Source organism: Streptomyces sp. NBC_01618, from assembly GCF_045209435.1.
GTDB lineage: Bacteria > Actinomycetota > Actinomycetes > Streptomycetales > Streptomycetaceae > Streptomyces.
In genome coordinates, this window is record NZ_CP109297.1 from 1,693,794 (window position 1) to 1,719,033 (window position 25,240).

The following is a 25,240-nucleotide window of genomic DNA, read 5'->3' on the forward strand; positions in this document are numbered from 1 at the left end:
CTCCTCAAACGCCGAAGGGGCTGGAATTCACGCCGGAGGGGCTGACACCCCGCCGTACCCCCAAGGAGGCATCGTGAGTACGCCGTACCCCTTCACCGCCATCGTCGGGCAGGACGATCTCCGGCTCGGACTGCTGCTCAACGCCGTCTCACCCGCCGTCGGCGGGGTGCTGGTGCGTGGCGAGAAGGGCACCGCGAAGTCCACCGCCGTGCGCGCGCTGGCCGCGCTGATGCCGGAGGTTCCGGTCATCCCGGGGTGCCGGTTCTCCTGTGCCCCCGACTCGCCCGATCCGGCGTGCCCCGACGGGCCCCACGAGGCCGGGTCCGGCGTGTCGCGGGCGGCGCGGACGGTCGAGCTGCCCGTCGGTGCGTCCGAGGACCGGCTCGTCGGGGCGCTCGACATCGAGCGGGCACTCGCCGAGGGCGTGAAGGCCTTCGAGCCCGGGCTGCTCGCCGACGCACATCGCGGGATCCTGTACGTCGACGAGGTCAACCTGCTCCACGACCACCTGGTCGACCTGCTGCTGGACGCAGCCGCCATGGGTGCCTCGTACGTGGAGCGCGAAGGTGTCTCCGTACGGCATGCAGCGCGCTTCCTGCTCGTCGGGACGATGAATCCCGAGGAAGGGGAGCTCAGGCCTCAGCTGCTCGACCGGTTCGGGCTGACCGTCGAGGTCGCCGCCTCCCGTGAGACCGATCTGCGCGTCGAGGTGGTGCGGCGTCGGCTCGCGTACGACGACGATCCGGCCGCCTTCGCCGCCCAGTGGGCCGACGAGGAAGGCGCGTTGCGGGCGCGGATCGTGGCCGCGCGTGCACTGCTGCCCCAAGTACGGCTCGGTGACGGTGCGTTGCGCCAGATCGCGGCCACCTGTGCGGCCTTCGAGGTCGACGGGATGCGGGCCGACATCGTGATGGCCCGGACCGCCACGGCGCTGGCCGCCTGGGCGGGGCGTACGGATGTGCTCGCCGAAGACGTACGACAGGCCGCCCTGCTCGCCCTCCCCCACCGCCGCAGGCGCAATCCGTTCGACGCGCCGGGCCTGGACGAGAACAAGCTCGACGACACGCTGGAGCAGAACAGCGGCGAGGACGACGATCCGGACCCGGACGGCCCCGGTGGCGGCGGCCGGCCGCCGCAGGGCGACGGACCCGACACGCCGCCGCAGCCCGAGGGCGGGGCCGACGACACGCCCGCGCAGGCCGTGCCCGAGCAGGGCAAGGAACAGGAGCCCGGGCAGGGGCAGTCCTCGGGGGGCGGCGAGCAGCAGCCCGTACGGGCCGCCGAGCCGTTCCGTACGAAGATGCTGAGCGTGCCCGGTCTGGGCGAGGGCGCGGCGGGGCGGCGGTCCCGGGCGCGTACCGAGCACGGACGTACGACCGGTGCGCGGCGTCCGCAGGGCGCCCTGACCAAGCTGCATCTGGCGGCTACCGTGCAGGCCGCCGCCCCGCACCAGCGGTCGCGGGGCCGGTCTGGTCGGGGTCTGGTGGTCCGGCGGGACGATCTGCGGCAGGCGAGCCGTGAGGGGCGCGAGGGGAACCTCGTGCTGTTCGTCGTGGACGCCTCCGGGTCGATGGCCGCCCGGCAGCGGATGAGCGCCGTGAAGGGTGCGGTTCTTTCACTGCTGCTGGATGCCTACCAGCGACGCGACAAGGTCGGGCTGGTCACCTTCCGGGGCAAGGACGCCGAAGTGGTGCTGCCGCCTACGTCGTCGGTGGACGCGGCGGCGGCGCGGCTGGAGATGCTCCCGACCGGTGGGCGTACGCCCGTCGCGGCCGGGCTGTTGAAGGCGCACGAGGTGTTGCGGGTGGAGCGGCTGCGTGATCCGTCGCGGCGGCCGTTGCTGGTCGTGGTGACCGACGGGCGGGCGACCGGGGGGCCCGAGCCGGTGGCGCTGGCGGCGCGGGCGGCGCGGCTGCACGAGGCGGAGGGCGTCGCGTCCGTCGTCGTGGACTGTGAGTCGGGGCCCGTACGGCTCGGGCTCGCGGCCGGCCTCGCACGGGATCTCGGCGGCACCGCCGTCACGCTCGACGAGCTGCGGGCCGAGTCGATCGCCGGGCTCGTCAAGGACGTTCAGGGAACCAGCAGGAGGGCCGCGTAATGCCGCAGGGACAGCCGACCACCGTGCCGGACGACGGGCTCACCACCCGTCAGCGCCGCAACCGTCCGCTGCTGGTGGTGCACACCGGCATCGGGAAGGGGAAGTCGACGGCGGCCTTCGGGCTCGCGCTGCGCGCGTGGAATCAGGGGTGGCCGATCGGGGTCTTCCAGTTCGTGAAGTCGGCGAAGTGGAAGGTCGGCGAGGAGAACGCGCTGAAGGTCCTCGGGGCGAGCGGCGAGGGCGGGTCCGTGGCCTGGCACAAGATGGGCGAGGGCTGGTCCTGGGTCCAGCGCGACCAGCAGCTGGACAACGAGGCGGCGGCCCGGGAGGGCTGGGAGCAGGTCAAGCGCGATCTGGCGGCCGAGACGTACCGGCTGTACGTCCTCGACGAGTTCGCGTACCCGATGCACTGGGGCTGGGTCGACACCGACGAGGTGGTCGAGGTGCTGCGGGGCCGTCCCGGCAACCAGCATGTGGTGATCACCGGGCGCAACGCGCCCGAGAAGCTGGTGGAGGCCGCCGACCTGGTGACCGACATGTCGAAGGTCAAGCACCCGATGGACGCCGGTCAGAAGGGTCAGCGGGGCATCGAGTGGTGAATGTTCCGCGCCTGGTCATTGCCGCGCCGTCGTCCGGCAGCGGCAAGACCACCGTCGCGACGGGTCTGATGGCCGCCTTCGCCGGCCGGGGACTCGCCGTGTCCGGGCACAAGGTGGGCCCCGACTACATCGATCCCGGCTACCACACGCTGGCCACGGGGCGACCGGGGCGCAATCTCGACGCGTACATGTGCGGTCCGGAACTGATCGCTCCGCTGTTCGCGCACGGGGCGCGCGGCTGTGATCTGGCGGTCGTCGAGGGGGTGATGGGTCTGTACGACGGGGCCGGAATCCAAGCAGGGCGCGAAGCGCTCGAGCAGGGTGGCGGCGGGCGACGGGTCGGGCACGGTGAGCTGGCGTCGACCGCCCAGGTCGCGAGGGTGCTGCGGGCACCCGTGGTGCTGGTCGTGGACGCGTCGTCGCAGTCGCGGTCCGTGGCCGCGCTGGTGCACGGCTTCGCCTCGTGGGATCCGCGGGTGCGGATCGGTGGGGTGATCCTCAACAAGGTCGGCTCGCAGCGGCACGAGGCGCTGCTGCGGGAGGCGCTGGACGAGTCGGGGGTGCCGGTGCTGGGGGTGTTGCGGCGGGCGGAGCAGGCGGCTGTGCCGTCGCGGCATCTGGGGCTGGTGCCGGTGGCCGAGCGGCGGGGCGACGCGGTGGCTGCTGTCGCGGCGATGCGGGGGCAGGTGGTGGCGGGGTGCGATCTGGACGCGCTGATGGCGTTGGCGCGGTCGGCGCCCGCGGTGCCGGGTGAGGCGTGGGACGCTGTGGAGGCGGTGGGCGCGGGCGGGGCCGCGGGGAAGCCGGACCCGGGCTCCCGGGTGGTCGCCGTCGCGTCGGGGGCCGCGTTCACGTTCTCCTACGCCGAGCAGACCGAGCTGCTCGCCGCCGCCGGGGCCGAGGTCGTGCCGTTCGATCCGTTGCGGGACGAGGTGCTGCCCGAGGGGACTCGGGGGCTCGTGATCGGGGGCGGGTTCCCGGAGGTGTACGCCCCCGAGCTGTCCGCCAACGAGCCGTTGCGCAAGGCGGTCGGGGAGCTGGCGGCCTCCGGGGCTCCGGTGGCCGCCGAGTGTGCGGGGCTGCTGTATCTGGCGCGTTCGCTCGACGGGCTGCCGATGTGCGGGGTCCTCGATGCCGAGGCGCGGATGTCCGAGCGGCTGACGCTGGGCTACCGGGAGGCCGTGGCGGTCTCCGACAGCGTGCTGGCGGCGCCCGGGACGCGGGTGCGCGGGCACGAGTTCCACCGGACCGTGCTGGAGCCGGGTGCCGGGGCCGAACCGGCATGGGGCCTGCATCAGCCGGAGCGGCGCGTGGAGGGGTTCGTGCAGCGGGGCGTGCACGCGAGTTACCTGCATACGCATGGGGCTTCGTCGCCCGCTATGGCCCGCCGATTCGTTGAGAGGTGCAAGGGATGAACCACGGTGACGTGACGCGCAGGCTGGTGGGTGTGGGTGTCGGGCCCGGTGACCCGGAGCTGGTGACCGTCAAGGGTGTGAACGCGCTGCGCGCCGCCGCGGTCGTCGTCGTGCCGGTGATGGACACCGGTGAGCGGGGGCGGGCCGAGGCGACCGTGCTGCATTACGTGGCGGCCGACAAGGTCGTGCGGGTGGTGTTCGCGCTCAATGAGCGGACCGACCGGGCGCGCCGGGAAGCGGCGTGGGACGCGGCGGGTGAGCGGGTCGCCGAACTGCTGCTTACGCATGGTTCGGTGGCGTTCGCGACGATCGGTGACCCCAATGTGTATTCGACGTTCACGTATCTCGCGCACACGATAGGTGAGCTGCTGCCGGGTACGGCCGTGGAGACGGTGCCGGGGATCACGGCCATGCAGGATCTGGCCGCCCGCAGCGGTGCGGTGCTGACGGAGGGTACGGAGCCGTTGACGCTGGTGCCGGTGACCGCGGGGGCCGCGGTGCTGAAGGATGCCCTCGAAGGTCCCGGGACGGTCGTCGCGTACAAGTTCGGGCGGCTGGCGGCGGAGGTGGCCACGGCGCTGCGGGAGACGGGGCGGACCGAGGACGCGGTGTGGGGTTCGGCGCTCGGGCTGCCCGAGGAGTCGATCCGGCCGGCGGCGGAGCTGGCCGAGGGGCCGTTGCCGTATCTGTCGACGCTGATCGCGCCCGCGCCGCGCGACGGCGGGCGGGGCGGGAAATTGTGAGGCGCCCGGGTGCGGCCCGGTGGTCAGTCCGCGATGCCCACCACCAGCCAGATGAAGCCCACGCCGGCCACTGTGCACAGCAGCGTGGAACGGGCCGGGTGTTCGTGGTGTGCCTCGGGCAGGATCTCGGCAGCGGCGAGGTAGAGCAGTGCGCCGCCGAAGAAGCCGAGATAGCAGCCGAGCGGTTCCTCCGGAAGGGTGAACAGCAGCGTCGTCGCCGCGCCCACGAGGGGTGCCAGGGCGTCCGCGAACAGCATGAGCAGGGCCTTGCGGCGGGCGTTCCCGTACAGGCTGGTGATCGTGTAGGTGTTGAAGCCGTCGGCGAAGTCGTGCGTGATGACGGCGAGGGCGACGGCGGCTCCCATGCCGGCGCCCACCTGGAAGGCCGCGCCGAGCGCGACGCCGTCCATCAGGCTGTGGCCGACCATCGCCGCCGCTGCCGTGAGTCCGACCTGCGGCACCCGTTCCTCGCCCGCGCCGTGTGCCGCCTGGCGTACAGCGAGCAGACGCTCCACCAGGTGCGCGACGAGGAAGCCGCCCACGAAGAGCAGCAGGGCGGCGGGGACACCGAAGACGGGTTCGCCCGCGGCGTTGATCGCTTCCGGGAGCAGGTCCAGTCCGACCACGCCGAGCATCAGTCCACCGGCGAAGCCGAGCACCAGGTGGCGGCGGTCGGTGACGCGTTGGGCGACCCAGCCGCCGGCCAGGGTCATCAGGAACGCGCCGAGCGCGACGAACACCGCCATGCGCTCTTGCTAGCCGATTGATCCCGGTGCGCGCATCTCAGCGCGCGCTGCCGTCCGTCCCGTCCTCATCCCCCTTCCTTCCACCTCCCTTCCTCCACCTCCCGTCCTTCATCTCCACTCCTTCATCTCCCGTCCTTCATCTCCCGTTTTCCGTTTCCCGAAAGGACCCCGTCCCATGTCCGAAGCAGTCGACGCAGTCGGCCCGGTCGCCGCGCCCACCCACGGCAGAGTGACGTTCGTCGGTGCCGGTCCCGGCGCCGCCGATCTGCTGACCTTCCGGGCGGCGCGGGCCATTGCGGATGCCGACATCGTCATCTGGGCGGCGAGCCTGGTGCAGGCGGAGGTCCTGGAGCATGCCCGCCAGGGCGCGGAGATCCTCGACTCGGCGCAGATGTCGCTGGAGCAGGTTGTCGCCGTGTACGAACGTGCGGCGGCCGAGGGGCTGAAGGTGGCCCGTATCCACTCCGGCGACCCGGCGCTGTGGGGTGGCACGCAGGAGCAGGTCGACCGGTGTGCCGGGCTGGGGGTGGCGGTCGAGATCGTGCCGGGGGTGTCGTCGTTCTCGGCGGTCGCGGCGATCGCTCAGCGGGAGCTGACGATTCCGGAGGTCGCGCAGTCCGTGATCCTGACGCGTCTCGGTGGCGGCAAGACGCCGATGCCGCCGGGCGAGGAGGTACGGGAGTTCGCGCGTCACGGCACGACGATGGCACTGTTCCTGTCGGCGGCCCGGTCCGGGCAGCTCACCCAGGAGCTGTTGGAGGGCGGCTATCCGACGTCGACGCCGGTCGTGATCGCGTACCAGGCGACGTGGCCGGAGGAGTTGATCCTGCGCTGCACGATCGGGACCCTGGAGGAGACGGTCAAGGAGCACAAGCTCTGGAAGCACACCCTTTTCCTGGTCGGTCCGGCGCTGTCGGCTTCGGGGACGCGTTCGCACCTCTACCACCCGGGGCACTTCCACGGTTTCCGCAAGGCCGACAAGGCGGCGCGGGCCGAGCTGCGCGCCCAGCGGTCCGGCTCGTGACCGGCGTCTTCGGTACGGGAACGGCCGCGCGGATCCGGGGGTTCGGTACGGATACGGCCGCGCCGATCCGGGTCTTCGGTACGGGGACGGGTGAGCCGCTCGGTCGTGAGGCGCGGGAGGCGCTGGCCGTGGCCACGTTGGTGGTCGGCGCCCGGCGTCATCTGGTAGCCGCGGGGGCGCCGGAGCAGGTCGAGCGCATCGTGCTCGGTCCGCTGGCGCCGGCGCTCGACCGGATCGCGGAGCATGCGCACGGGGGCGGGGCGCGGGTGGTTGTGCTGGCCTCCGGTGACCCCGGATTCTTCGGGATCGTACGGGCGCTGGCCGAGCGTTTCGGGGCGAGTGCGCTCGATGTGCGGCCGGGTGCGCCGTCCGTCGCGGTCGCGTTCGCCCGGCTCGGTTTGGCGTGGGACGACGCGGTCGTGGTCAGCGCGCACGGCCGCGACCCGCGTACCGCGGTGAACGCGTGTCTGGCGCACCCGAAGGTGGCCGTCCTGACCGGGCCCGGTGCCGGGCCCGGTCAGCTGGCGGCCGGGCTGGTGCATGGAGCCGAGGGACGCACCCTGGTCGTGGCGACGGCGCTCGGCGATCCGGAGCGGGAGCGCGTCGAGCGGCTGACCCCTGCCGAGGCGGTGGCCCGCGAGTGGCCGGATCCGGTGAGTGTGGTGCTGTGCCTGGACGAGTCCCGGGTGCTCTCCCCCGTGCGGACCGTCGCGGGAGCGTCCGCCGGGCCGGGGCAATGGGCGCTGGCCGAGGCGGAGTTCGAGCACCGCGACTCGATGATCACCAAGTTCGAGGTGCGGGCACTGGCGCTGGCCCGGCTGGGGCCGCGCACCGGTGACCTGGTGTGGGACATCGGCGCGGGTTCGGGTTCGGTGGCGGTGGAGTGCGCGCGGCTCGGCGCGGCGGTCGTCGCCGTGGAGAAAACCCCGGACGGGGTCGGGCGGATCAGGGCGAACGCGGCCGCGCACGGGGTGTACGTCCGTGCGGTGCACGGCTCGGCGCCCGCCGTGCTCGACGGTCTGGGCGAGCCGGACGCGGTGTTCATCGGGGGCGGCGGACGTGAGCTGCCCGCCATCGTGACGGCGTGCGCCCGGCGGGCGCGGCGCTCGGTGGTGGTGGCGCTGGCGGCGCTGGACCGGGTGCCGCAGGTGCGGGCGGCGCTGGCCGGTGCCGGGCTCGTGCCCGAGGGCGTGCTGCTGCAGTCCTCCCGGCTGGCGCCGCTGCCCGGCGAGGTGACGCGGCTCGCCGCGGCCAACCCGGTCTTCCTGCTGTGGGGCACCCGCCCCGCGGTTCGTGCAAGTGAAGGAGCAACCCATTGACATCCTCCCCTCCCTAAAAGGAGGGGATTCCTGGCTCACGTTGGCTGCGGACCGGCGGTCCGTCAGCTCTTACACGATCAGCACCAGCCGGGTTGAGACCAGCCCGGACGAGCATCACGCGGGCGGAGTTCTTGTCCCTGGGGGATACGGCTCCGCACGCGGTGCACGAGTAGGTTCGTTCCGAGAGAGGTAGTGCGTGCTTGGTTCTCGCTCCGCACTGCGCGCAGTCCATCGTGGTGTGCGCGGGGTGGACAAGGTGCACGGGCCGACCGTGCTTGCGGCCCATTTCGATCAGGGCCGTCTTGGTCGCGCCGATCGCGGCGTCGGCGGCCTTTCGGGCCATGGTGGACTTGGCGAGGAACTTCGGCTTGAAGTCCTCGACCGCCAGCGCGTCGTGGTCGCGGACCACGGCCTTGGCCCACTTGCGGGCAGTGTCCTGCCGCTGCCGGGCCACCTTCTTGTGCAGCTTGGCGGCCTGCCGCTGCGCCTTGCGGTAGCCCTTCGACTGGGCCTTGCCCCGGGGCGCGCGGCGCCGGGCCATCATCCGCTGGTAGCGCGCGAGGCCGCCGGCGGCTTTCTTGCCGTACTCGGCGTGGGGCAGGTCATGGTCATCGGACGTGGTGGTGGCAGTCTCCTTCACGCCCCAGTCGATCCCGATCACCGCACCTGTGGAGGGCAGCACCTCGGTGGCGGTGGGGACGACGAAACTGGCGTACCAATGCCCGAGGCTGTCCCGGTACACGCGCACCGACGACGGCGGCTCGGGCAGATCGCGCGACCACACCACGGTCAAGCTGATACCCCCGGCCAGGTGCAGGCGACCGTCCTTCAACCGGAAGCCGCGCTGCGTGTAGTTGAGCGTGGGGTCCGTCTCGTGCTTCTTCTTGTACTTCGGCATCCCGGCACGCTGTCGCATCGGCAACCGGGCCTTGATGTCGTTGAGCGCCTTGGCCCGGGACTTGCCGAAGTCGCGGATCAACTGCTGCTGCGGAACGCTGCTGCCCTCACGCAGCCAGGACATCGCGGTCCGGGCCTCGGTCAGCATCTTGTCCAGCCTGGCCGGGCCGCACTTCTCATCCTCGGCATGGGCCTTCTTCGACCGGGCGCAACTCTCGTTCCAAATCCACCGGCACCGCGCCCACTCCGCTTCCAGCGCGGCGCCTGCGGTGGACGACACACGAAGCCGGTAGGTGTACCGGGCATGCCCGGCATTCTCCCCGCTCTGCGCTCCTGTCGTCATGACCCCCAACCTAGCCGCCCCCACTGACAACGAAAGAAAGCGCAGGTCAGAGCAGATGTGCAATGAACTCCGCCGCTACGCGGCTCCGCCCCAAGGACCCATTCCTCCCCGGGCTGAAGCCCGGGGCATCCTGGGAGAAATCCTGTGATCGGCCTGATCTCCGCCACGGCGGCGGGCACCGTCGCCCGCGACCGGCTGGCCGCGGCGTGGCCCGGCCGCACCGCGGTCTACGAGGGACCGGTGCGCGAGGCCGTGCAGCGGGCGTTCGCCGAGTGCGAGCAGCTGGTGTGTTTCCTGGCGACGGGGGCCGTGGTGCGGCTGCTCGCGCCGTTGCTGTCGGACAAGTCCTCGGACCCGGGTGTCGTCTGCGTCGACGAGGCGGGCCGCCACGCGGTGGCGCTGCTCGGCGGGCACGGGGGCGGGGCGAACGCGCTGGCCGGGGCGGTCGGTGAGGTGCTGGGCGCGGCGCCGGTCGTGACGACGGCGACGGACGCGGTGGGGGCGTTGGGGCTGGACATGCTGGGCCTCCCCGTGGAGGGGGACGTGGCGGGGGTGTCGCGCGCGATGCTCGACGGGGCTCCTGTGGAGCTGCGCGCGGACGCGGTGCGGCCGTTGCCGCCGCTGCCGCCGAACGTGTCCCCCGGTGCCGGGGGCCCCGCGGTGCTGCATGTCACCGACCGGATCGTCGAACCCGGTTCCCTGGCCGCCGTGTTGCGTCCCGCGTCGCTCGCCGTCGGGGTCGGTGCGTCCAGGAGCGCGCCGGTCGAGGAGGTCGTCGGTCTGATCCGCGACGCCCTGGACGAGGCCGGGCTCTCGCCGCTGAGCATCGCAGAGTTGGTGACGGTCGACGCGAAGGCGGACGAGCCGGGGATCGTCGCGGCGGCGGCGCGGTTCGGCGTACCGCTGCGGACGTACGCCGCCGAGGAGCTGGCCCGTATCGAGGTGCCCAACCCGTCGGGCGCGCCGCTCGCCGCCGTCGGCACACCGTCCGTGGCGGAGGCCGCCGCGCTCGCCGCGGGGGGCGAACTCCTCGTACCGAAGCGGAAGTCGGCACCAAAGGGGCGGGCGGCGATGGTCACGTGCGCGGTGGTGCGCCGGGCGCCGCGTGGGCGGCTGGCCGTCGTCGGGCTCGGGCCGGGCGCGCGTGATCTGCTGACGCCGCGGGCCCGCGAGGAGCTGCGGCGGGCCTCGGTGCTGGTCGGGCTCGATCAGTACGTGGACCAGATCAGGGATCTGCTGCGGCCCGGCACCACGGTCCTGGAGTCGGGGCTCGGCGCCGAGGAGGAGCGGGCCCGTACCGCGGTCGCCGAGGCGCGCAAGGGGCATGCGGTGGCGCTGATCGGCAGCGGTGACGCGGGCGTGTACGCGATGGCGTCGCCCGCGCTCGCCGAGGCCGGAGCCGATATCGATGTGGTGGGTGTGCCGGGTGTGACGGCCGCGCTGGCGGCTGCCGCGATCCTGGGCGCCCCGCTGGGCCACGACCACGTGTCGATCAGCCTCTCCGATCTGCACACGCCGTGGGAGGTCATCGAGCGCCGGGTCCGGGCCGCGGCCGAGGCCGACCTCATCGTGACGTTCTACAACCCGCGCAGCCGGGGCCGCGACTGGCAGCTCCCGAAGGCCCTGTCGATCCTGTCCGAGCACCGGGAACCGGCGACTCCGGTCGGTGTCGTACGCAACGCCTCGCGTCCGGACGAGAGCAGCCGGGTGACCTCGCTGGCCGCTCTGGACCCGGCGAAGGTCGACATGATGACGGTCGTGACGGTCGGCAACACGGCCACCCGGGAGATCGCGGGCCGCATGGTGACCCCGCGCGGCTACCGCTGGCAGTCGGCCGCATCGGCGCGGGGAGGAGCGAAGTGAACCGGCCCTGGGAGCGAACCGTTCACCCCATCGAGCAGGAGTCGTACCGGCGGCTGCGCGCCCGGCTGGACACCTCGCACTTCGCACCGCTGACCCGGGCCGTCGTGGAGCGGGTCATCCACTCCGCCGCGGATCTGGAGTACGCGACGGACCTGGTCTGCGACGAGGCGTCGCTCATCGTCGCGCATGCGGCGCTGCACGCCGGTGCGCCGGTCGTCACTGATGTCGAGATGGTCGCGGCGGGCATCACCCGCCGCGAGACCGTGTGCCCGCTGAAGGAGGCCAGGTCGGGCCCCGGACTGACCCGTTCGGCACATGCGATCCGGCTCGCGTACGAGCAGGTCGGGCCCGGCGCGATCTGGGTCATCGGCAACGCGCCGACCGCGCTGGAGGAGTTGCTCGTCCTGGATGCCGCGCCCGCTCTCGTCATCGGGCTGCCGGTCGGTTTCGTCGGCGCGACCGAGTCGAAGGCGGCGCTGCGCGAGAGCGGTCTGCCCGCCGTGAGCAATGTGTCGGAGAAGGGCGGCTCGGCCGTCGCCGCCGCCGCCCTCAACGCCCTTCTGTACCACCCCCTACCCCCCACGACCACCGAGGAGAACCTGTGACCACCCCGGCCACCCAGCCCGCACTGCTCATCGCCGGCCACGGCACCCGGGACGAGGGCGGGGCCGCCGCGTTCCGTGACTTCGTGACGGAGCTGGGCGAGCGCCACCCCGAACTGCCCGTCGCGGGCGGCTTCATCGAGCTGTCCCCGCCGCCGCTCGGGGACGCCGTGACCGAGCTCGTCGGGCGCGGTGTCCGGCGTTTCGCCGCCGTGCCGCTGATGCTGGTGTCGGCCGGGCACGCCAAGGGGGACATTCCGGCGGCGCTGACCCGTGAGAAGGAGCGCCACCCCGGCATCTCGTACACCTACGGCCGTCCGCTCGGCCCGCATCCGGCGCTGCTGAAGGTGCTGGAGCGCCGGGTGGACGAGGTGCTGGGCGGCACCGACCGGTCCGAGGTGACGGTGCTGCTGGTGGGGCGGGGTTCGACCGACCCGGACGCCAACGCCGAGGTGTACAAGGCGGCGCGGCTGTTCTGGGAGGGCCGGGGTTACGCGGGCGTGGAGACGGCGTTCGTGTCGCTGGCGGCGCCCGACGTACCGTCCGGTCTCGACCGTTGCGTGAAGCTGGGTGCTGGGCGCATAGTCGTTCTGCCGTACTTCCTCTTCACCGGCATCCTGCCGGACCGGGTGCGTCATCAGACCGAGGAGTGGGCCGCCGCCCGTCCGGAGCTCGATGTCCGCCCGGCCGAGGTCATCGGTGGTGCCGAGGAACTGTTCGACCTGGTCATGGAGCGCTACCGGGAGGCCGTCGAGGGCGATCTGCGGATGAACTGCGACTCTTGCGTGTACCGAATCGCGCTGCCGGGCTTCGAGGACAAGGTGGGGCTGCCGCAGCAGCCGCACTTCCACCCCGACGACGACGGCCACCATCACCATCACCCCCACGGCGGTCATGCACACTCCCATTGAAAGCCCCGACGCGACAGGCGCGGGCACGCACGATCTGCGGCACCACGGTGACGCGGAAGTACGGGGACGGGGCCGGGATCTGACCGATCTCGCCGTCAACGTACGGACCGGTACGCCCCCGGCCTGGTTGCGGGCGCGGATCGCCGCGTCGCTGGGCGCGCTCGCCGCCTATCCGGACGGTCGCCCGGCGCGGGCGGCGGTCGCGGCGCGGCACGGGCTGCCGGTGGAGCGCGTACTGCTGACGGCGGGTACGGCGGAGGCGTTCGTGCTGATCGCACGGGCGCTGCCGCCCTGCCGTCCGGTCGTGGTCCATCCGCAGTTCACCGAGCCGGAGGCGGCGCTGCGCGCGGCCGGGCACGAGGTGCGGCGGGTGCTGCTGCGCGCCGAGGACGGTTTCCGGCTCGATCCGGCGGCCGTGCCCGAGGACGCGGACCTGGTGGTGGTCGGCAATCCGACCAACCCCACGTCGGTCCTGCATCCGGCGGCCGTGCTGGAGCAACTGGCGCGTCCCGGGCGGATGTTGGTGGTCGACGAGGCGTTCATGGACGCGGTGCCGGGCGAGCGCGAGGCGCTGTGCGGGCGTACGGACGTCCCCGGGCTCGTGGTGCTGCGCAGCCTCACCAAGACCTGGGGGCTCGCGGGGCTGCGGATCGGTTACGTGCTGGCCGCTGAGGAGACGATCCGCGTGCTGGAGAGGGCGCAGCCGCTGTGGCCGGTGTCGTCCCCGGCGCTGGCGGCGGCCGAGGCGTGCATGGAACCGCGGGCCCTGGGCGAGGCGGCGGCCGCGGCGGAGCGGATCTCGGCGGACCGGGCCCATCTGGTCGCGGGGCTGCGGGAGTTCTCCGAAGTGCGGGTGGCGGAACCGGCCGAGGGGCCGTTCGTCCTGGTGCGGCTGGAGGGGGCCGCCGAGGTGCGGGAGCGGCTGCGGGCGCTGGGGTTCGCGGCACGGCGTGGAGATACGTTTCCGGGGCTGGGCCCGCAGTGGCTGCGGCTGGCGGTACGCGACCGGGCGACGACGAACCGTTTCCTTCAGGTCCTCGACCAGGCGCTGCAGATGCTGACCGCGGTCCCGCGCTGACCGGTCGGCCCACGGGGAGCGGCGCTCCGTCACGCGAACGCCGCTCCCCGCCCCCTCCTCCTGGCCTGCGGTTTCCCCCCTCGGGCCCTGAGCCGTGCCGGGGTCAGCCCTGGGCGCGACGCCTGGCCACGACCATCGCCCCCGCGCCCGCCGCCAGCAGCAGGGCGGCGCCGCCCGCGATGTACGGGGTGACCGAACTGCCGCCCGTCTCCGCGAGGTTGGAGTCGGCGGCCGGGGCGTGGCCGGTGCCGGTCTGGGGCTTCACGTTGCCGCCGTCACCGCCACCGGTGGCACCGTAGGTACTGCCCGACGTACTGCCGGAGGTGCTCCCGCCGGTCGCGCCGCCGTTGCCGGAACCGCCGTTGCTCGCACCGCCGTTGCTGGCACCGCCGTTGTTGGCGCCGCCCGGCTCGGCCCCCTTCGGGGTCTCGCAGGTCGCCTCGGCGAGCGTGACCTCGCCCTGCACATCGGCGACGTTCAGCTTCAGTGGGTTGACGGAGACCTTCAGTTGCAGTGCGGCCGCCGCCGCGGTGCGCGAGGTGGTGTGCGTCTTCGACAGGTCGAGGGTCACCTCGCCGATGCTCGGCACCCGGATCTGCGTGGTGCCGCCCGCGCTGAGGTCGACCCGCTTGCCGAGGACCGACACATGCCCCAGCACGTTCGACTCCGCGACCGGCTTCCTGCCCACCTCGCAGACGGCCTTGGAGGTGACCTTCTCGACCTCGATCAGCGAGAGCAGCGGCAGTCCGGGCACATGGACCCGGGCCTTCGCCACATTGCTGTAGCCCTCGGCCCGGTGCTTGCCGACGGTGGCCTTCGCGGTGGCCACATCGGCCCTCAGGACACTGAACGGCCGTCCGCCGTCCACCCCGTCGAGCCGCACACTCAGCGCGGTCTTCCCGGCACTGGCGGGTGCCTGCACTTCATTGAGCGTGGCCTTGAGCGGCACGTCGACGGTCTTGTTCAGGAGCGAGACGTCGAGTGCGGTACGGAGCACGACCGCGCTCGCCTTCCCGTCGCCGGTGGTCGTGGTGGTGGCGTGCGCCGGGACGGCGACCAGCAGGGCGACAGGAGCGGCGGCGACCGCCAGGGCGGCCAGGCGGAAGGTGTTGCTGTTCAAGATGGTGGAACCCCCACAAGAGACATGGAGCCACCGGTGCCGTCCAACGGGGGACATCGCGGGCACCGGCGACCTCGACCCCGAAAGCTTTACGCACAGAGGGTGAACCGTCAGACACCTGACGTGAGTTCACTCCAAAGGGGGGTTTCCGCGCCTGTATTCGAATATCTCGGTACGTTCGTTCCTCGAAGTCACCCGATCCGCTGAGCGCGGACGGCGCAGGCATCGACTGCGCCGGGGTGCGCGCAAAAGTGATTCAACGACCCGGCAGCGATGCGGTAACTGCCTGTCAACACGGCACACCCCGGCCGGAAGGCGGCCCGGTGAGCCGCCCTCAGCCGATCACCCGCCCGTTCAGCACCACCCGTCGCGGCGCCGCCAGCACCCGTACGTCCGCCCGCGGGTCCTCGTCGTACACCACCAGGTCCGCCGGGGCGCCCTCCTCCAGCACCGGCCGCCCCAGCCACCGACGCGCACCCCAGGTGGTCGCCGACAGCGCGTCCAGGGCCGGGATGCCCGCCTTGACCAGTTCGGCGACCTCGTCCGCCACCAGCCCGTGGGCGAGCACCCCGCCCGCGTCGGTGCCGACGAAGACCGGAATGCCGGCGTCGTACGCGGCGCGCACGGTGTCGTAACGCCGCTCGTGCAGCCGCCGCATGTGGTCCGACCAGCGGGGGAACTTGGCGTCGCCGCCCGCCGCGAGCGCGGGGAACGTGGCGATGTTGACCAGCGTGGGGACGATCGCGACACCACGCTCGGCGAAGAGCGGAATGGTCTCCTCGGTCAGCCCCGTGGCGTGCTCGACGCAGTCGATCCCGGCCTCGACGAGATCACGCAGCGAGTCCTCGGCGAAGCAGTGCGCGGTGACCCGGGAGCCGAGCCGGTGCGCCTCGGCGATGGCCGCCCGGGCCGCCTCGCGCGGCCAGCAGGCGGTCAGATCGCCCACCTCCCGGTCGATCCAGTCGCCGACCAGCTTCACCCAGCCGTCGCCGCGGCGCGCCTCCTGCGCGACGTACGCGACCAGCTCGTCCGGCTCGATCTCGTACGCGTAGTTCCGGGTGTACCTGCGGGGCCTGGCGATGTGACGGCCGGCCCTGATGATCTTCGGGAGGTCCTCCCGGTCGTCGATCCACCGGGTGTCGGCCGGCGAACCGGCGTCCCGCAGCAGCAGCGCACCCGCCTCCCGGTCGGCGAGGGCCTGCTTCTCGCTGGTCGCCTCGTCGACGGCGCCGTGGTGGTCGAGCCCGACGTGGCAGTGGGCGTCGACCAGCCCCGGCAGCGCCCAGCCCGTGACGGTCACCGCCTCGTCCGCGCCGGGCGGCCTCGCGTACGAGATCCGTCCGTCGACGGCCCAGAGCTCGTCCCGGACCTCCTCCGGTCCGACGAGCACCCGCCCCTTCACGTGCAGCACCCGCGGTGCCCTGTGATCGCTCATGAACAGCACTGTACGAGGCACGGTCCGGCGCCCTGGGTACGCTTCGACAAAAGCACCGTCCGTACGCGGCACCGCAGCGCACAGACCCGACCCGATCCGAAGAGAGCACCACCGTGACGCACCCCTTCCTCGACCTCGCCCCACTCACCGCCGTGCGTTTCGCGACCATCGAGAAGCGGGTGGCCGGCCTCCTCGCCACCGAGCAGGACGTCGTCATCATGCAGGGCGAGGCGCTGCTCCCCCTCGAAGGCTGCATCCGGGGCGGCGCCCGGCCCGGCTCGACCGCGCTGAACGTGGTCACCGGTCCGTACGGGCAGACCTTCGGGAACTGGCTGCGGGACTGCGGTGCCAATGTCGTCGATCTGGCGGTGCCGTTCCACACGGCGGTCACCGCCGACCAGGTGGCGCGGGCACTGGCCGAGCACCCGGAGATCGACTTCGTCTCCCTGGTGCACGCGGAGGCGGCGACCGGGAACACCAATCCGGTCGCCGAGATCGGCGAGGTGGTCCGTTCGCACGGCGCGCTGTTCATGCTGGACGCCGTCGCCTCGGTGGGCGCGGAGCCGCTGCTGCCGGACGTGTGGGGCGTCGACCTCTGTGTCATCGGCGCACAGAAGGCGATGGGCGGCCCGGCCGGGGTGTCGGCGGTGTCGGTGAGCGAGCGCGCCTGGGAGCGGATCGCGGCCAACCCGCAGGCCCCGCGCCGCTCGTACCTCTCGCTCCTGGACTGGAAGGAGCGCTGGATCGACGGCGGTCGCAGGACGCTGCTGCACGCCCCCGCCCAGCTGGAGATGCTGGCGCTGGAGGCGTGCGTGGAGCGGATCGACGCCGAGGGCCTGGACGCCCTCATGGCCCGGCACGCCTCGGCCGCCGCGGCGACGCGCGCGGGCGCGGTGGCGCTCGGCGGGGGCCTGTCGCCGTACGTGCACGAGGCGGCGGACGCGGCGCCGGTCGCGACGACGCTGCGCGCCCCCGAGGGCGTCGACGCCGCCGGGCTGGTCGCGCGGGCGCTCGCGGCCGACCCGTCGCTGCCGCTGATCGCGGGCGGGGGCGCGCTGTCCAAGGAGATGATCCGGGTCAATCACTACGGTGTGGATGCGACGCGGGGAACGGTGCAGTCCTCGCTCGCGGCTCTGGGGGCGGCGCTGGCCGATGCGGGCCGGCAGGTCGACTTCGAAACTGCCCGCAAAGCCGTTTCGGAAACCTGGCCGAGCGAATAGCTCCACACCGGAACGCCAATATTCCACAAATGCGGGGAGCTGCTTTATTCAGAGCAGCTCCCCGCATTCTTCTGCCCGCTTTCCTGGTCCCTAAACACCCGAGTTTCCAGGACCTCGATCCGGGCTCGATCCATACAATTCCGATGCGCCACCGGAGATTTACGGCCTTGTGACCGACTCCACATCGCACCCGTTATGCCGGATAAGTGGCGCTCAAAACAGGAGAAAGCGCGGCCGGATCGCGCCGGGGCACACGCCCGCGTGATAACACAGGGGATCACTCCATCCAACCCCTCGCATCGATGCAATTTCGAAATTTGCTGGGTAAATTCAATTCCCATGACCGCCGCACCCGCAGATTTTGCACGTGCCCGAAGCGAATTCCTCACCATCGACACCCCACGAGTGGAGGACGGAGCCGCGATCTGGCGCATCGCCCGCGACTCCGAGGTCCTGGACCTCAACTCCTCGTACAGCTACCTGCTGTGGTGCCGTGACTTCGCGGCCACCTCCGTGGTCGGCCGCGACGAGACCGGCCGGCCCGTCGCCTTCGTGACGGGGTACCTCCGGCCGGACCGTCCCCAGACGCTCGTCGTCTGGCAGGTGGCCGTCGACCACGCCCACCGCGGGATGGGCCTCGCGGGAAAGCTCCTGGACGCGCTGACCTCGCGGGTCGCCGCCGAGCAGGGCCTGGCCTCGGTCGAGACGACCGTCACCCCGGACAACACCGCGTCGGACCGGCTGTTCACCTCCTACGCGCTCCGCCACGACGTGGGCCTGGAGCGCGAGGTGCTCTTCGACGGCGGGCTTTTCCCGGAGGGAACGCACCTGCCCGAAGTGCTGTACCGCATCGGCCCGTTCCACGCGTGAACGCGTCGGCCGGTTTCCGTGCCCGAGGGCCCCGGCCCGTTCCACGCCTGAGCACACCCGCACCGCCACCCGTCACACACCCCCCTCAAGCAGGAGATTCCCTGTGACCATCACCCCGCCCGCGCTGAGTGTCTTCGAGACCCTGGAGTCGGAGGTACGGAGCTACTGCCGCAACTGGCCCGCCGTGTTCGACCGTGCGCAGGGCGCCCATCTGACCGACGAGGACGGCCACAGCTACCTCGACTTCTTCGCCGGCGCCGGATCCCTCAACTACGGCCACAACAACCCGGTGCTGAAGCGCGCGCTGATCGACTACATCGAGCGCGACGGCATCACCCACGGCCTCGACATGGCCACCACCGCGAAACGGGCCTTCCTGGAGTCCTTCCGGAACAACGTGCTGCGCCCGCGTGACCTCCCGTACAAGGTGATGTTCCCCGGTCCGACCGGCACCAACGCGGTCGAGGCGGCGCTGAAGCTGGCCCGCAAGGTGAAGGGGCGGGAGTCGATCGTCTCGTTCACCAACGCCTTCCACGGCATGTCACTGGGCTCGCTCGCCGTCACCGGCAACGCCTTCAAGCGGGCCGGGGCCGGCATCCCGCTGGTGCACGGCACTCCGATGCCGTTCGACAACTACCTCGACGGCCGGGTGCCCGACTTCCTCTGGTTCGAGCGGCTCCTGGAGGACCAGGGATCCGGGCTCAACAAGCCCGCCGCCGTGATCGTCGAGACGGTGCAGGGCGAGGGCGGCATCAATGTGGCGCGCCCCGAGTGGCTGCGGGCGCTCGCCGATCTGTGCCGCCGCCGCGACATGCTGCTGATCGTCGACGACATCCAGATGGGCTGCGGGCGTACGGGCGCGTTCTTCTCGTTCGAGGAGGCCGGCATCACCCCCGACATCGTGACCCTGTCCAAGTCCATCAGCGGCTACGGACTGCCCATGTCGCTCTGCCTGTTCACACCGGAGCTGGACGTCTGGGGGCCGGGCGAGCACAACGGCACCTTCCGCGGCAACAACCCGGCGTTCGTCACGGCCGCCGCCGCGCTGGACGCCTACTGGGCGGACGGCCAGATGGAGAAGCAGACCCTGGCCCGCGGCGAGCAGATCGAGCAGGCGCTGCTGGCGATCTGCGACGAACACGCCCGGCTCGGCGCGCAGTTCCGGGGCCGTGGACTGGTCTGGGGTATGGAGTTCACCGACAAGGCGCGCGCCGCCGCGATCTGCACCCGCGCCTTCGAGCTGGGCCTCCTCGTAGAGACCTCCGGTCCGCAGAGCGAGGTCGTGAAACTGCTGCCGCCGCTGACCGTCACCCCCGAGGAGCTGGACGAGGGGCTGCGGACGCTGGCCCGCGCGGTCCGCGAAACCGTCTGAACCCGACCCGGACCCGGACCGCCCCGGCGCGGGTCCGACGCCCCGGCGCGGGTCCGACGAGAAACATCCCCGCAGAGAGAAAGGCACCGAAGAACCGTGATCGTCCGATCGTTCAGTGACATCGAGAACACCGACCGGCATGTGAAGGCCGCCTCCGGCACCTGGGAGAGCAAGCGCATCGTGCTCGCGCAGGAGAAGGTGGGCTTCTCGCTCCACGAGACCACGATGTACGCGGGTACCGAGACGTCGATGTGGTACGCGAACCACATCGAAGCCGTCCTGTGCGTCGAGGGCGAGGCCGAGCTCACCAATGACGAGACCGGCGAGAAGCACTGGATCACCCCCGGCACGATGTACCTGCTGGACGGCCACGAGCACCACACCATGCGGCCGAAGACCGACTTCCGCTGCGTCTGCGTCTTCAACCCTCCGGTCACCGGACGGGAGGAGCACGACGAGAACGGTGTCTACCCGCTGCTCACCGAGGAGGACTGAACCATGACCACCGATGTACGCACCGGTGTACGCACCGATCTGTACCCCACCCGCGGCGCGGCCGAGATGATCACTCCCCGCCAGGACCCGGTCATCTGGTCGACGCCCGGCGCCCCGGGGCCGGTCACCGTGAAGGATCTCCAGGGCTTCGAGCGCGACGGCTTCCTCACCGTCGAACAGCTGATCACCCCGGACGAGGTCTCCGCCTACCACGCCGAACTGGACCGGCTGATCGCCGATCCGGCGGTGCGGGCCGACGAGCGCTCGGTCATCGAGCCGAAGTCGCAGAAGGTGCGGTCGGTCTTCGAGGTCCACCGGATCAGCGAGGTCTTCGCCCGGCTGGTCAGTGACGAGCGCGTGGTGGGCCGGGCCCGGCAGATCCTCGGTTCGGACGTGTACGTCCACCAGTCCAGGATCAACGTCAAGCCGGGCTTCGGTGCTTCGGGGTTCTACTGGCACTCGGACTTCGAGACCTGGCACGCCGAGGACGGCCTGCCGAACATGCGGGCGGTGTCCGTGTCGATCGCGCTGACCGAGAACCACGACACCAACGGCGGGCTGATGATCATGCCCGGTTCGCACAAGTCGTTCCTCGGCTGTGCGGGCGAGACGCCGAAGGACAACTACAAGAAGTCCCTGAAGATGCAGGATGCCGGCACCCCGTCGGACGAGGCGCTGACGAAGCTGGCCGACCGGCACGGCATCAAGCTCTTCACGGGCAGGGCGGGTTCGGCGACCTGGTTCGACTGCAACTGCATGCACGGCTCGGGGGACAACATCACCCCGTACCCGCGCAGCAATGTCTTCATCGTCTTCAACAGCGTGGAGAACGCCGCCGAGGAGCCGTTCGCGGCACCGGCCCGGCGTCCGGAGTTCATCGGGGCGCGGGACTTCACTCCGGTGAGGTGATCCGGTGACGTGACCCGGTGGGGGGGTGGGCGGCGTCCGTCGGCCGCCCACCTCTCCTAAAGTCGGTGGACCGCGAGGTCGTCACCGGCGACAGTGTGGCCCATGACCTCACTCGTACGTCACATCACGATCGACTGCGCCGACGCCTACGAGCTCGCCGGCTTCTGGTCCGGGGTGCTCGGCGCGCCGCTCTCCGACGAGGACGCCCCCGGCGATCCCGAGGCGCTCGTCGAAACCCCCGGTGCCGCGCTGCTGTTCATCTCGGTGCCGGAGCCGAAGAGCACCAAGAACCGTCTGCATCTGGACATTCAGCCGCAGGACCGCACCCGCGACGAGGAGGTCGAGCGGCTGCTCGGCCTGGGCGCCACTCTCGTGGCCGACCACCGCAAGCCGAACGGACGGGGCTGGGCGACGCTCGCGGATCCGGAGGGCAATGAGTTCTGTGTCGAGTGCAGTGCGGCGGAACGGGCCGCGCTGACCGGGACCCGACTGCCGGTCACCGCGGACGATGTCACCACCGCCGTCCGTCTCGCGGTCGCCGCGCTCGGCGAGTCACCGGTGGACGACTGGCTGGTCCCGGCCGGGACGCTGGAATGGAACTGCTGGGAGACCACGGAGCACCTGAGCGACGATCTCTTCTCCTACGCGGCCCAGTTGGGCCCGCAGCGGCCGCCACTGGACGCGTACGTCCCGTTCCGCTGGAACGCCGAACACCAGGGGGGTCCGGCGAACGCGGTCTTCGCGGACCGGTCGGCCGGTCCGGCGGGGCTGCTCCGGACACTGGAGGCGAGCGGCGCGCTGCTCGCGGCGATGGTACGGACGGCCTCGCCCGAGTTGCGCTCGTACCACCCCTACGGGGTGTCCGACCCGGAGGGCTTCGCCGCCATGGGCATCGTGGAGACCCTGGTCCACACGCACGACCTGGCCGCCGGCCTGGGCGTCCCCTGGACGCCGCCCGCCGGTCTCTGCGACCGGGTGCTGGCCCGGTTGTTCCCCAACGCCCCGAAGGACGCCGACCGTTGGGCCGTTCTGCTCTGGGCCACCGGACGCGCGGAGCTGCCCGGCCGGCCCCGGGTCACCTCGTGGCAGTGGCACGGTGCGCCGCTGGAGGAGGCGGGGCAGGAGTAGCCCGGCCCAGGGTCCGGCAGAAGCTCTGGCCCACGGTCCGGCAGAAGCTCTGGAATGAGACCGTCGGCGTCGATCGCACGACGGTCCTGGTCCCGGACACCATGCCGGGACGGCCGGGGAGGTGCTCCGCTCGGGGGCTTACCGATCCAGCGGTCAGAGTTCCGCGTCGAGGATGTCCTGCCACGCCGTGCCGTCCGCGCTCCCATCGGACCGGGGCAGCGCCATCTCCGCCCAGATGACCTTTCCCTGGGGGGTGTAGCGGGTGCCCCAGCGTTCGGTCAATCGTGCGACGAGGAACAGACCGCGGCCTCCTTCGTCCATCACGGCGGCATAGCGCAGATGGGGCGAGGTGCTGCTGCCGTCGGCCACCTCACAGGTCAGGGTGCGGTCGTACAGCAGTCGTACGGTGACGGGCGCGGAGCCGTAGCGGATGGCGTTGGTGATCAACTCGCTGAGCACCAGTTCCGTGGCGAACGCGAGCTCGGACAGACCCCAGTCGTCGAGCTTCTCGGCCACGAGAGCACGCATCCCCGCCACGACAGCGAAATCGAACGGTACGTCCCAGTCGGCGACATGGTCGGGCGGGACAGCCCGTGTCCGGGCGATGAGCAGCGCCACATCGTCCTTCGGCCGGCTCGGCAGGAGCGCGTCGAGCACCGCCTGACAGCTCTCCTCCGGCGACCGGTCGGGGTGGCACGCCAGGGCCTGACGCAGCAACTCGATCCCCACGTCGATGTCTCGGGTGCGGTCCTCGATGAGCCCATCGGTGTAGAGGACGAGCTGCGTGCCCTCCGCCACTTCCAGTTCCGCCGTCTCGAACGGCATACCGCCCAGGCCCAGAGGCGGGCCGGCCGGCAGGTCGGGGAACGACACACTGCCGTCGGGCCGGACCAGTGCGGGCAGGGGATGCCCGGCCCGAGCCATGGCGCAGTGGCGGGAGACAGGATCGTAGATCACGTACAGGCAGGTCGCTCCGATGATCCCCGCGTCGGCGGTTGTCTCCGCCTCCTCCTGGTCGATGCGCCCGATCAGGTCGTCCAGGTGGCTGAGGATCTCGTCGGGCGGCAGGTCGAGTGTGGAGAAATTGTGCACGGCCGTGCGCAGCCGTCCCATCGTGGCGGCCGCGTGCAGGCCGTGGCCGACGACATCCCCGACGACCAGCGCCACCCGACTGCCCGGGAGCGGGATCACGTCGAACCAGTCGCCGCTCACCCCGGAGAGCGCGGGCAAGTAGCGATGGGCGACGTCGAGCGCGCTCTGTTCGGGCAGTGCCCGCGGGAGCAGGCTGCGTTGCAGAGTCACGGCCATGACGTGCTCACGGGTGTAGCGGCGGGCGTTGTCGATACTGACGGCCGCCCGGGCGACCAGTTCTTCGGCCAGGGACAGGTCGTCTTCCTCGAACGGCTGGGGCTTCTCGGAGCGCCAGAAGTTGGCCATGCCCAGGATGACGCCCCGTGCCTGGAGGGGCACCGTGATGAGCGAATGGATGCCGTAATCGACGATCATCCGCGTCCGCTCCGGGTCCTGGGCGAGCCAGCCGGGCGCGGCGGACAGGTCGGGCACCAGCTCCGGCCGGCCGGTGGCGAAGGCCCGTGCCTGCGGCGTGGAGGGGAGGAAGCTGATCTGGTGGCCGAGTTCGTAGAGGGGATGGTCGTCCCGGATGCCGCGGACAGCGGTGCGGCGCATGGCCGCGTCGGTACCGGTCGGCTCGTCCCCGTGCAGGACCGGGTCGGCCAGATCGACGGTGACGAAGTCGGCGAGCCGGGGGACCGCGACCTTGGCCAGTTCCTCGGACGTGCGCACCACATCGAGGGTGGTACCGATGCCGAGACCGGCGTCGTACAGCAGCCGCAGCCGCTCGCGGGCGCTCTCCGCCCTGCCGGACAGCGCCCGCAGCTCCGTGGAGTCACGCAAGGTCGCGACCGTCCCCTTGGGGCCACCGTTACGGTCCGTGGACCGCTGGCTCACCGCGAGCAGTCGGTTCCCCGCGAGGTGCACTTCGTCCGTGGCCGTGCGCCCCGAGGTCAGCAGATCCACCGTGCCGGGATCAAGGCTGGTCAAGTCCGAGATGTGCCGCCCCTCGGCGTCGAGCGGCAGATCCAGCAGCCGTCTGGCCTCGTCATTGGCCAACAGCAGCCGACCGTCTCTGCTGACGATGAGCACGCCTTCGCGCACGGCGTGGAGCACCGCGTCGTGATGCTCGTACATACGGGTCATCTCGGCAGGGCCCAGACGGTGGGTCTGCCGCCGCAGCCGCCTGGCCACCAGCGCGGTCCCGCCCGTGGCCACAGCGAGCGCAGCGACTCCTGCGCCGAGGATGATCGGAATCTGCCGTGCCACCACGCCGGTCACGTGCTTGACCTTCATCCCGGCAGCCACCAGGGCCACGACCTTGTGCGCGCGATCATGGACGGGGACGATTGCCTGCATCTCGCGGCCGAACGGGCCGTTGACGCTCTCGGTGTACACGCGGCCGGCCAGCGCCGGCCCAATGGTGGCGACGGCCCTCTTCCCGATCAGGTCCGGCCGGGGGTGCGTGTAGCGGATCCCTTTTGTGTCCGTCACCACGATGAAGTCGACGCCGGCCGCCTTCCGCCCCGCCTCGGTGAGCGGCTGGAGCACCTTGGTGGGATCAGGGGCCCTCAGTGCGGTCAGGAGGCCCGGTGAGTGCGCGAATGTCTGCGCGACGGCGATGGTACGGCTTCGCGCCTCCGCGTTGCTGTCGTGCCGGGACTGCACTACGAGCGCAAACACCGCAGACGCCACGAGGAGCACGACCACAGCCACCTGTAGAGCGAAAACCTGGCCTGCGACGCTCCGAGGATACTTGCCCGTGAGTGACCGAACCTGCACGCTCCGGAATCGGCCGAAACGATTGACCACATTGCCCTTTGTAACACCGCGAGGCCGAAGGTGCGTGCGGTCAGGGCTCGGTCGGGGGCGGGACCGCGCGGCGCCGACGCCGATCCGGCAGCCGTGGGACCGGATCGGCGCCAGGACGGTACGGATACCGCCGGCCCGGATCGGCAGGGAGGACCCGGCCCCGGTGCGCC

General features: G+C 71.7%; 21 protein-coding genes. 16 read left to right on the forward strand and 5 right to left on the reverse strand.

What is annotated here, in order from left to right:
- The first annotated feature begins 73 nt into the window (after positions 1 to 73).
- The 4 genes from OH735_RS08025 to cobI are packed head-to-tail and all read left to right on the forward strand — an operon-like array spanning position 74 to position 4,855.
- Complete coding sequence (locus tag OH735_RS08025; RefSeq protein ID WP_406380673.1) at positions 74 to 2,098, forward strand: putative cobaltochelatase; 2,025 nt, start codon at positions 74 to 76, stop codon at positions 2,096 to 2,098.
- A complete protein-coding gene (gene cobO / locus OH735_RS08030; RefSeq protein WP_406380675.1) occupies positions 2,098 to 2,697 on the forward strand; it encodes a cob(I)yrinic acid a,c-diamide adenosyltransferase in 600 nt (199 codons plus the stop codon). Before OH735_RS08025 ends, cobO begins: the two co-directional genes overlap by 1 nt.
- Positions 2,691 to 4,112, forward strand: coding sequence for a cobyrinate a,c-diamide synthase (locus tag OH735_RS08035; protein ID WP_406380677.1), 1,422 nt, complete (start codon positions 2,691 to 2,693; stop codon positions 4,110 to 4,112). Before cobO ends, OH735_RS08035 begins: the two co-directional genes overlap by 7 nt.
- On the forward strand, positions 4,109 to 4,855 hold the full coding sequence (gene cobI / locus OH735_RS08040) for a precorrin-2 C(20)-methyltransferase (RefSeq protein ID WP_406380678.1): 747 nt from the start codon (positions 4,109 to 4,111) through the stop codon (positions 4,853 to 4,855). Before OH735_RS08035 ends, cobI begins: the two co-directional genes overlap by 4 nt.
- Before the next feature lie 23 nt (positions 4,856 to 4,878).
- Here cobI and OH735_RS08045 read toward each other — a convergent pair whose 3' ends face one another.
- Complete coding sequence (locus OH735_RS08045; protein WP_406380680.1) at positions 4,879 to 5,601, reverse strand: ZIP family metal transporter; 723 nt, start codon at positions 5,599 to 5,601, stop codon at positions 4,879 to 4,881.
- A gap of 175 nt (positions 5,602 to 5,776) precedes the next feature.
- On the opposite strand from OH735_RS08045, the gene cobM reads away from it, so the two are divergent.
- The gene (gene cobM, locus OH735_RS08050; RefSeq protein WP_406380682.1) at positions 5,777 to 6,625 is read left to right on the forward strand and encodes a precorrin-4 C(11)-methyltransferase; all 849 of its coding nucleotides are present in this window, start codon (positions 5,777 to 5,779) and stop codon (positions 6,623 to 6,625) included.
- A gap of 65 nt (positions 6,626 to 6,690) precedes the next feature.
- Positions 6,691 to 7,944 (forward strand): precorrin-6y C5,15-methyltransferase (decarboxylating) subunit CbiE, encoded by a 1,254-nt coding sequence (cbiE, locus tag OH735_RS08055; RefSeq protein WP_406386470.1) that lies wholly within the window; start codon positions 6,691 to 6,693, stop codon positions 7,942 to 7,944.
- A 13-nt stretch (positions 7,945 to 7,957) separates the two neighbouring features.
- Here cbiE and OH735_RS08060 read toward each other — a convergent pair whose 3' ends face one another.
- Complete coding sequence (locus OH735_RS08060) at positions 7,958 to 9,184, reverse strand: RNA-guided endonuclease InsQ/TnpB family protein (protein WP_406380683.1); 1,227 nt, start codon at positions 9,182 to 9,184, stop codon at positions 7,958 to 7,960.
- 144 nt (positions 9,185 to 9,328) lie between these two features.
- Here OH735_RS08060 and cobJ point away from each other — a divergent pair, with 144 nt between their 5' ends.
- The 4 genes from cobJ to cobC are packed head-to-tail and all read left to right on the forward strand — an operon-like array spanning position 9,329 to position 13,638.
- Positions 9,329 to 11,047, forward strand: a complete 1,719-nt coding sequence (gene cobJ / locus OH735_RS08065; RefSeq protein ID WP_406380684.1) for a precorrin-3B C(17)-methyltransferase — start codon at positions 9,329 to 9,331, stop codon at positions 11,045 to 11,047.
- Positions 11,044 to 11,652 carry a precorrin-8X methylmutase gene (locus OH735_RS08070; protein WP_406380686.1) on the forward strand — a complete coding sequence of 203 codons (609 nt, stop codon included), beginning with the start codon at positions 11,044 to 11,046 and terminating at the stop codon, positions 11,650 to 11,652. The genes cobJ and OH735_RS08070 overlap by 4 nt, the downstream gene beginning before the upstream one ends.
- The gene (locus OH735_RS08075) at positions 11,649 to 12,560 is read left to right on the forward strand and encodes a sirohydrochlorin chelatase (RefSeq protein ID WP_406380688.1); all 912 of its coding nucleotides are present in this window, start codon (positions 11,649 to 11,651) and stop codon (positions 12,558 to 12,560) included. Before OH735_RS08070 ends, OH735_RS08075 begins: the two co-directional genes overlap by 4 nt.
- The gene (gene cobC, locus OH735_RS08080) at positions 12,544 to 13,638 is read left to right on the forward strand and encodes an Rv2231c family pyridoxal phosphate-dependent protein CobC (RefSeq protein ID WP_406380690.1); all 1,095 of its coding nucleotides are present in this window, start codon (positions 12,544 to 12,546) and stop codon (positions 13,636 to 13,638) included. The genes OH735_RS08075 and cobC overlap by 17 nt, the downstream gene beginning before the upstream one ends.
- A gap of 103 nt (positions 13,639 to 13,741) precedes the next feature.
- On the opposite strand, the gene OH735_RS08085 is transcribed toward cobC, so the two are convergent.
- Both OH735_RS08085 and OH735_RS08090 read right to left on the reverse strand, forming a co-directional pair.
- Positions 13,742 to 14,758, reverse strand: coding sequence for an SCO1860 family LAETG-anchored protein (locus OH735_RS08085; RefSeq protein ID WP_406380692.1), 1,017 nt, complete (start codon positions 14,756 to 14,758; stop codon positions 13,742 to 13,744).
- A gap of 334 nt (positions 14,759 to 15,092) precedes the next feature.
- The gene (locus OH735_RS08090; protein ID WP_406386471.1) at positions 15,093 to 16,169 is read right to left on the reverse strand and encodes an amidohydrolase family protein; all 1,077 of its coding nucleotides are present in this window, start codon (positions 16,167 to 16,169) and stop codon (positions 15,093 to 15,095) included.
- 137 nt (positions 16,170 to 16,306) lie between these two features.
- Between OH735_RS08090 and OH735_RS08095 the strand changes: the two genes are divergently transcribed.
- The 6 genes from OH735_RS08095 (at position 16,307) to OH735_RS08120 (ending at position 22,187) form a co-directional block, all read left to right on the forward strand.
- Complete coding sequence (locus tag OH735_RS08095; RefSeq protein WP_406380694.1) at positions 16,307 to 17,413, forward strand: pyridoxal-phosphate-dependent aminotransferase family protein; 1,107 nt, start codon at positions 16,307 to 16,309, stop codon at positions 17,411 to 17,413.
- Positions 17,414 to 17,752: 339 nt separating this feature from the next.
- Positions 17,753 to 18,283: a diaminobutyrate acetyltransferase gene (gene ectA / locus OH735_RS08100; RefSeq protein WP_406380696.1), complete on the forward strand. Its 531-nt coding sequence runs from the start codon at positions 17,753 to 17,755 to the stop codon at positions 18,281 to 18,283.
- A 103-nt stretch (positions 18,284 to 18,386) separates the two neighbouring features.
- On the forward strand, positions 18,387 to 19,655 hold the full coding sequence (gene ectB / locus OH735_RS08105; RefSeq protein WP_406380698.1) for a diaminobutyrate--2-oxoglutarate transaminase: 1,269 nt from the start codon (positions 18,387 to 18,389) through the stop codon (positions 19,653 to 19,655).
- Positions 19,656 to 19,751: 96 nt separating this feature from the next.
- Positions 19,752 to 20,150 carry an ectoine synthase gene (locus OH735_RS08110; RefSeq protein WP_406380700.1) on the forward strand — a complete coding sequence of 133 codons (399 nt, stop codon included), beginning with the start codon at positions 19,752 to 19,754 and terminating at the stop codon, positions 20,148 to 20,150.
- A gap of 3 nt (positions 20,151 to 20,153) precedes the next feature.
- Positions 20,154 to 21,059: an ectoine hydroxylase gene (thpD, locus tag OH735_RS08115; protein WP_406380701.1), complete on the forward strand. Its 906-nt coding sequence runs from the start codon at positions 20,154 to 20,156 to the stop codon at positions 21,057 to 21,059.
- Between the two features lie 102 nt (positions 21,060 to 21,161).
- Complete coding sequence (locus OH735_RS08120; protein WP_406380703.1) at positions 21,162 to 22,187, forward strand: VOC family protein; 1,026 nt, start codon at positions 21,162 to 21,164, stop codon at positions 22,185 to 22,187.
- Positions 22,188 to 22,340: 153 nt separating this feature from the next.
- Here OH735_RS08120 and OH735_RS08125 read toward each other — a convergent pair whose 3' ends face one another.
- The gene (locus tag OH735_RS08125; RefSeq protein WP_406380705.1) at positions 22,341 to 25,040 is read right to left on the reverse strand and encodes a SpoIIE family protein phosphatase; all 2,700 of its coding nucleotides are present in this window, start codon (positions 25,038 to 25,040) and stop codon (positions 22,341 to 22,343) included.
- Positions 25,041 to 25,240: the final 200 nt, after the last annotated feature.

Excerpts from the sequence above, each read along its gene's own strand:
- cobO (WP_406380675.1), top strand. The coding sequence starts at position 2,098 with ATGCCGCAGGGACAGCCGACCACCGTGCCGGACGACGGGCTCACCACC.
- cobI (WP_406380678.1), top strand. The coding sequence starts at position 4,109 with ATGAACCACGGTGACGTGACGCGCAGGCTGGTGGGTGTGGGTGTCGGG.
- OH735_RS08045 (WP_406380680.1), bottom strand. The coding sequence starts at position 5,601 with ATGGCGGTGTTCGTCGCGCTCGGCGCGTTCCTGATGACCCTGGCCGGC.
- cobM (WP_406380682.1), top strand. The coding sequence starts at position 5,777 with ATGTCCGAAGCAGTCGACGCAGTCGGCCCGGTCGCCGCGCCCACCCAC.
- OH735_RS08060 (WP_406380683.1), bottom strand. The coding sequence starts at position 9,184 with ATGACGACAGGAGCGCAGAGCGGGGAGAATGCCGGGCATGCCCGGTAC.
- cobC (WP_406380690.1), top strand. The coding sequence starts at position 12,544 with ATGCACACTCCCATTGAAAGCCCCGACGCGACAGGCGCGGGCACGCAC.
- ectA (WP_406380696.1), top strand. The coding sequence starts at position 17,753 with ATGACCGCCGCACCCGCAGATTTTGCACGTGCCCGAAGCGAATTCCTC.
- thpD (WP_406380701.1), top strand. The coding sequence starts at position 20,154 with ATGACCACCGATGTACGCACCGGTGTACGCACCGATCTGTACCCCACC.
- OH735_RS08120 (WP_406380703.1), top strand. The coding sequence starts at position 21,162 with ATGACCTCACTCGTACGTCACATCACGATCGACTGCGCCGACGCCTAC.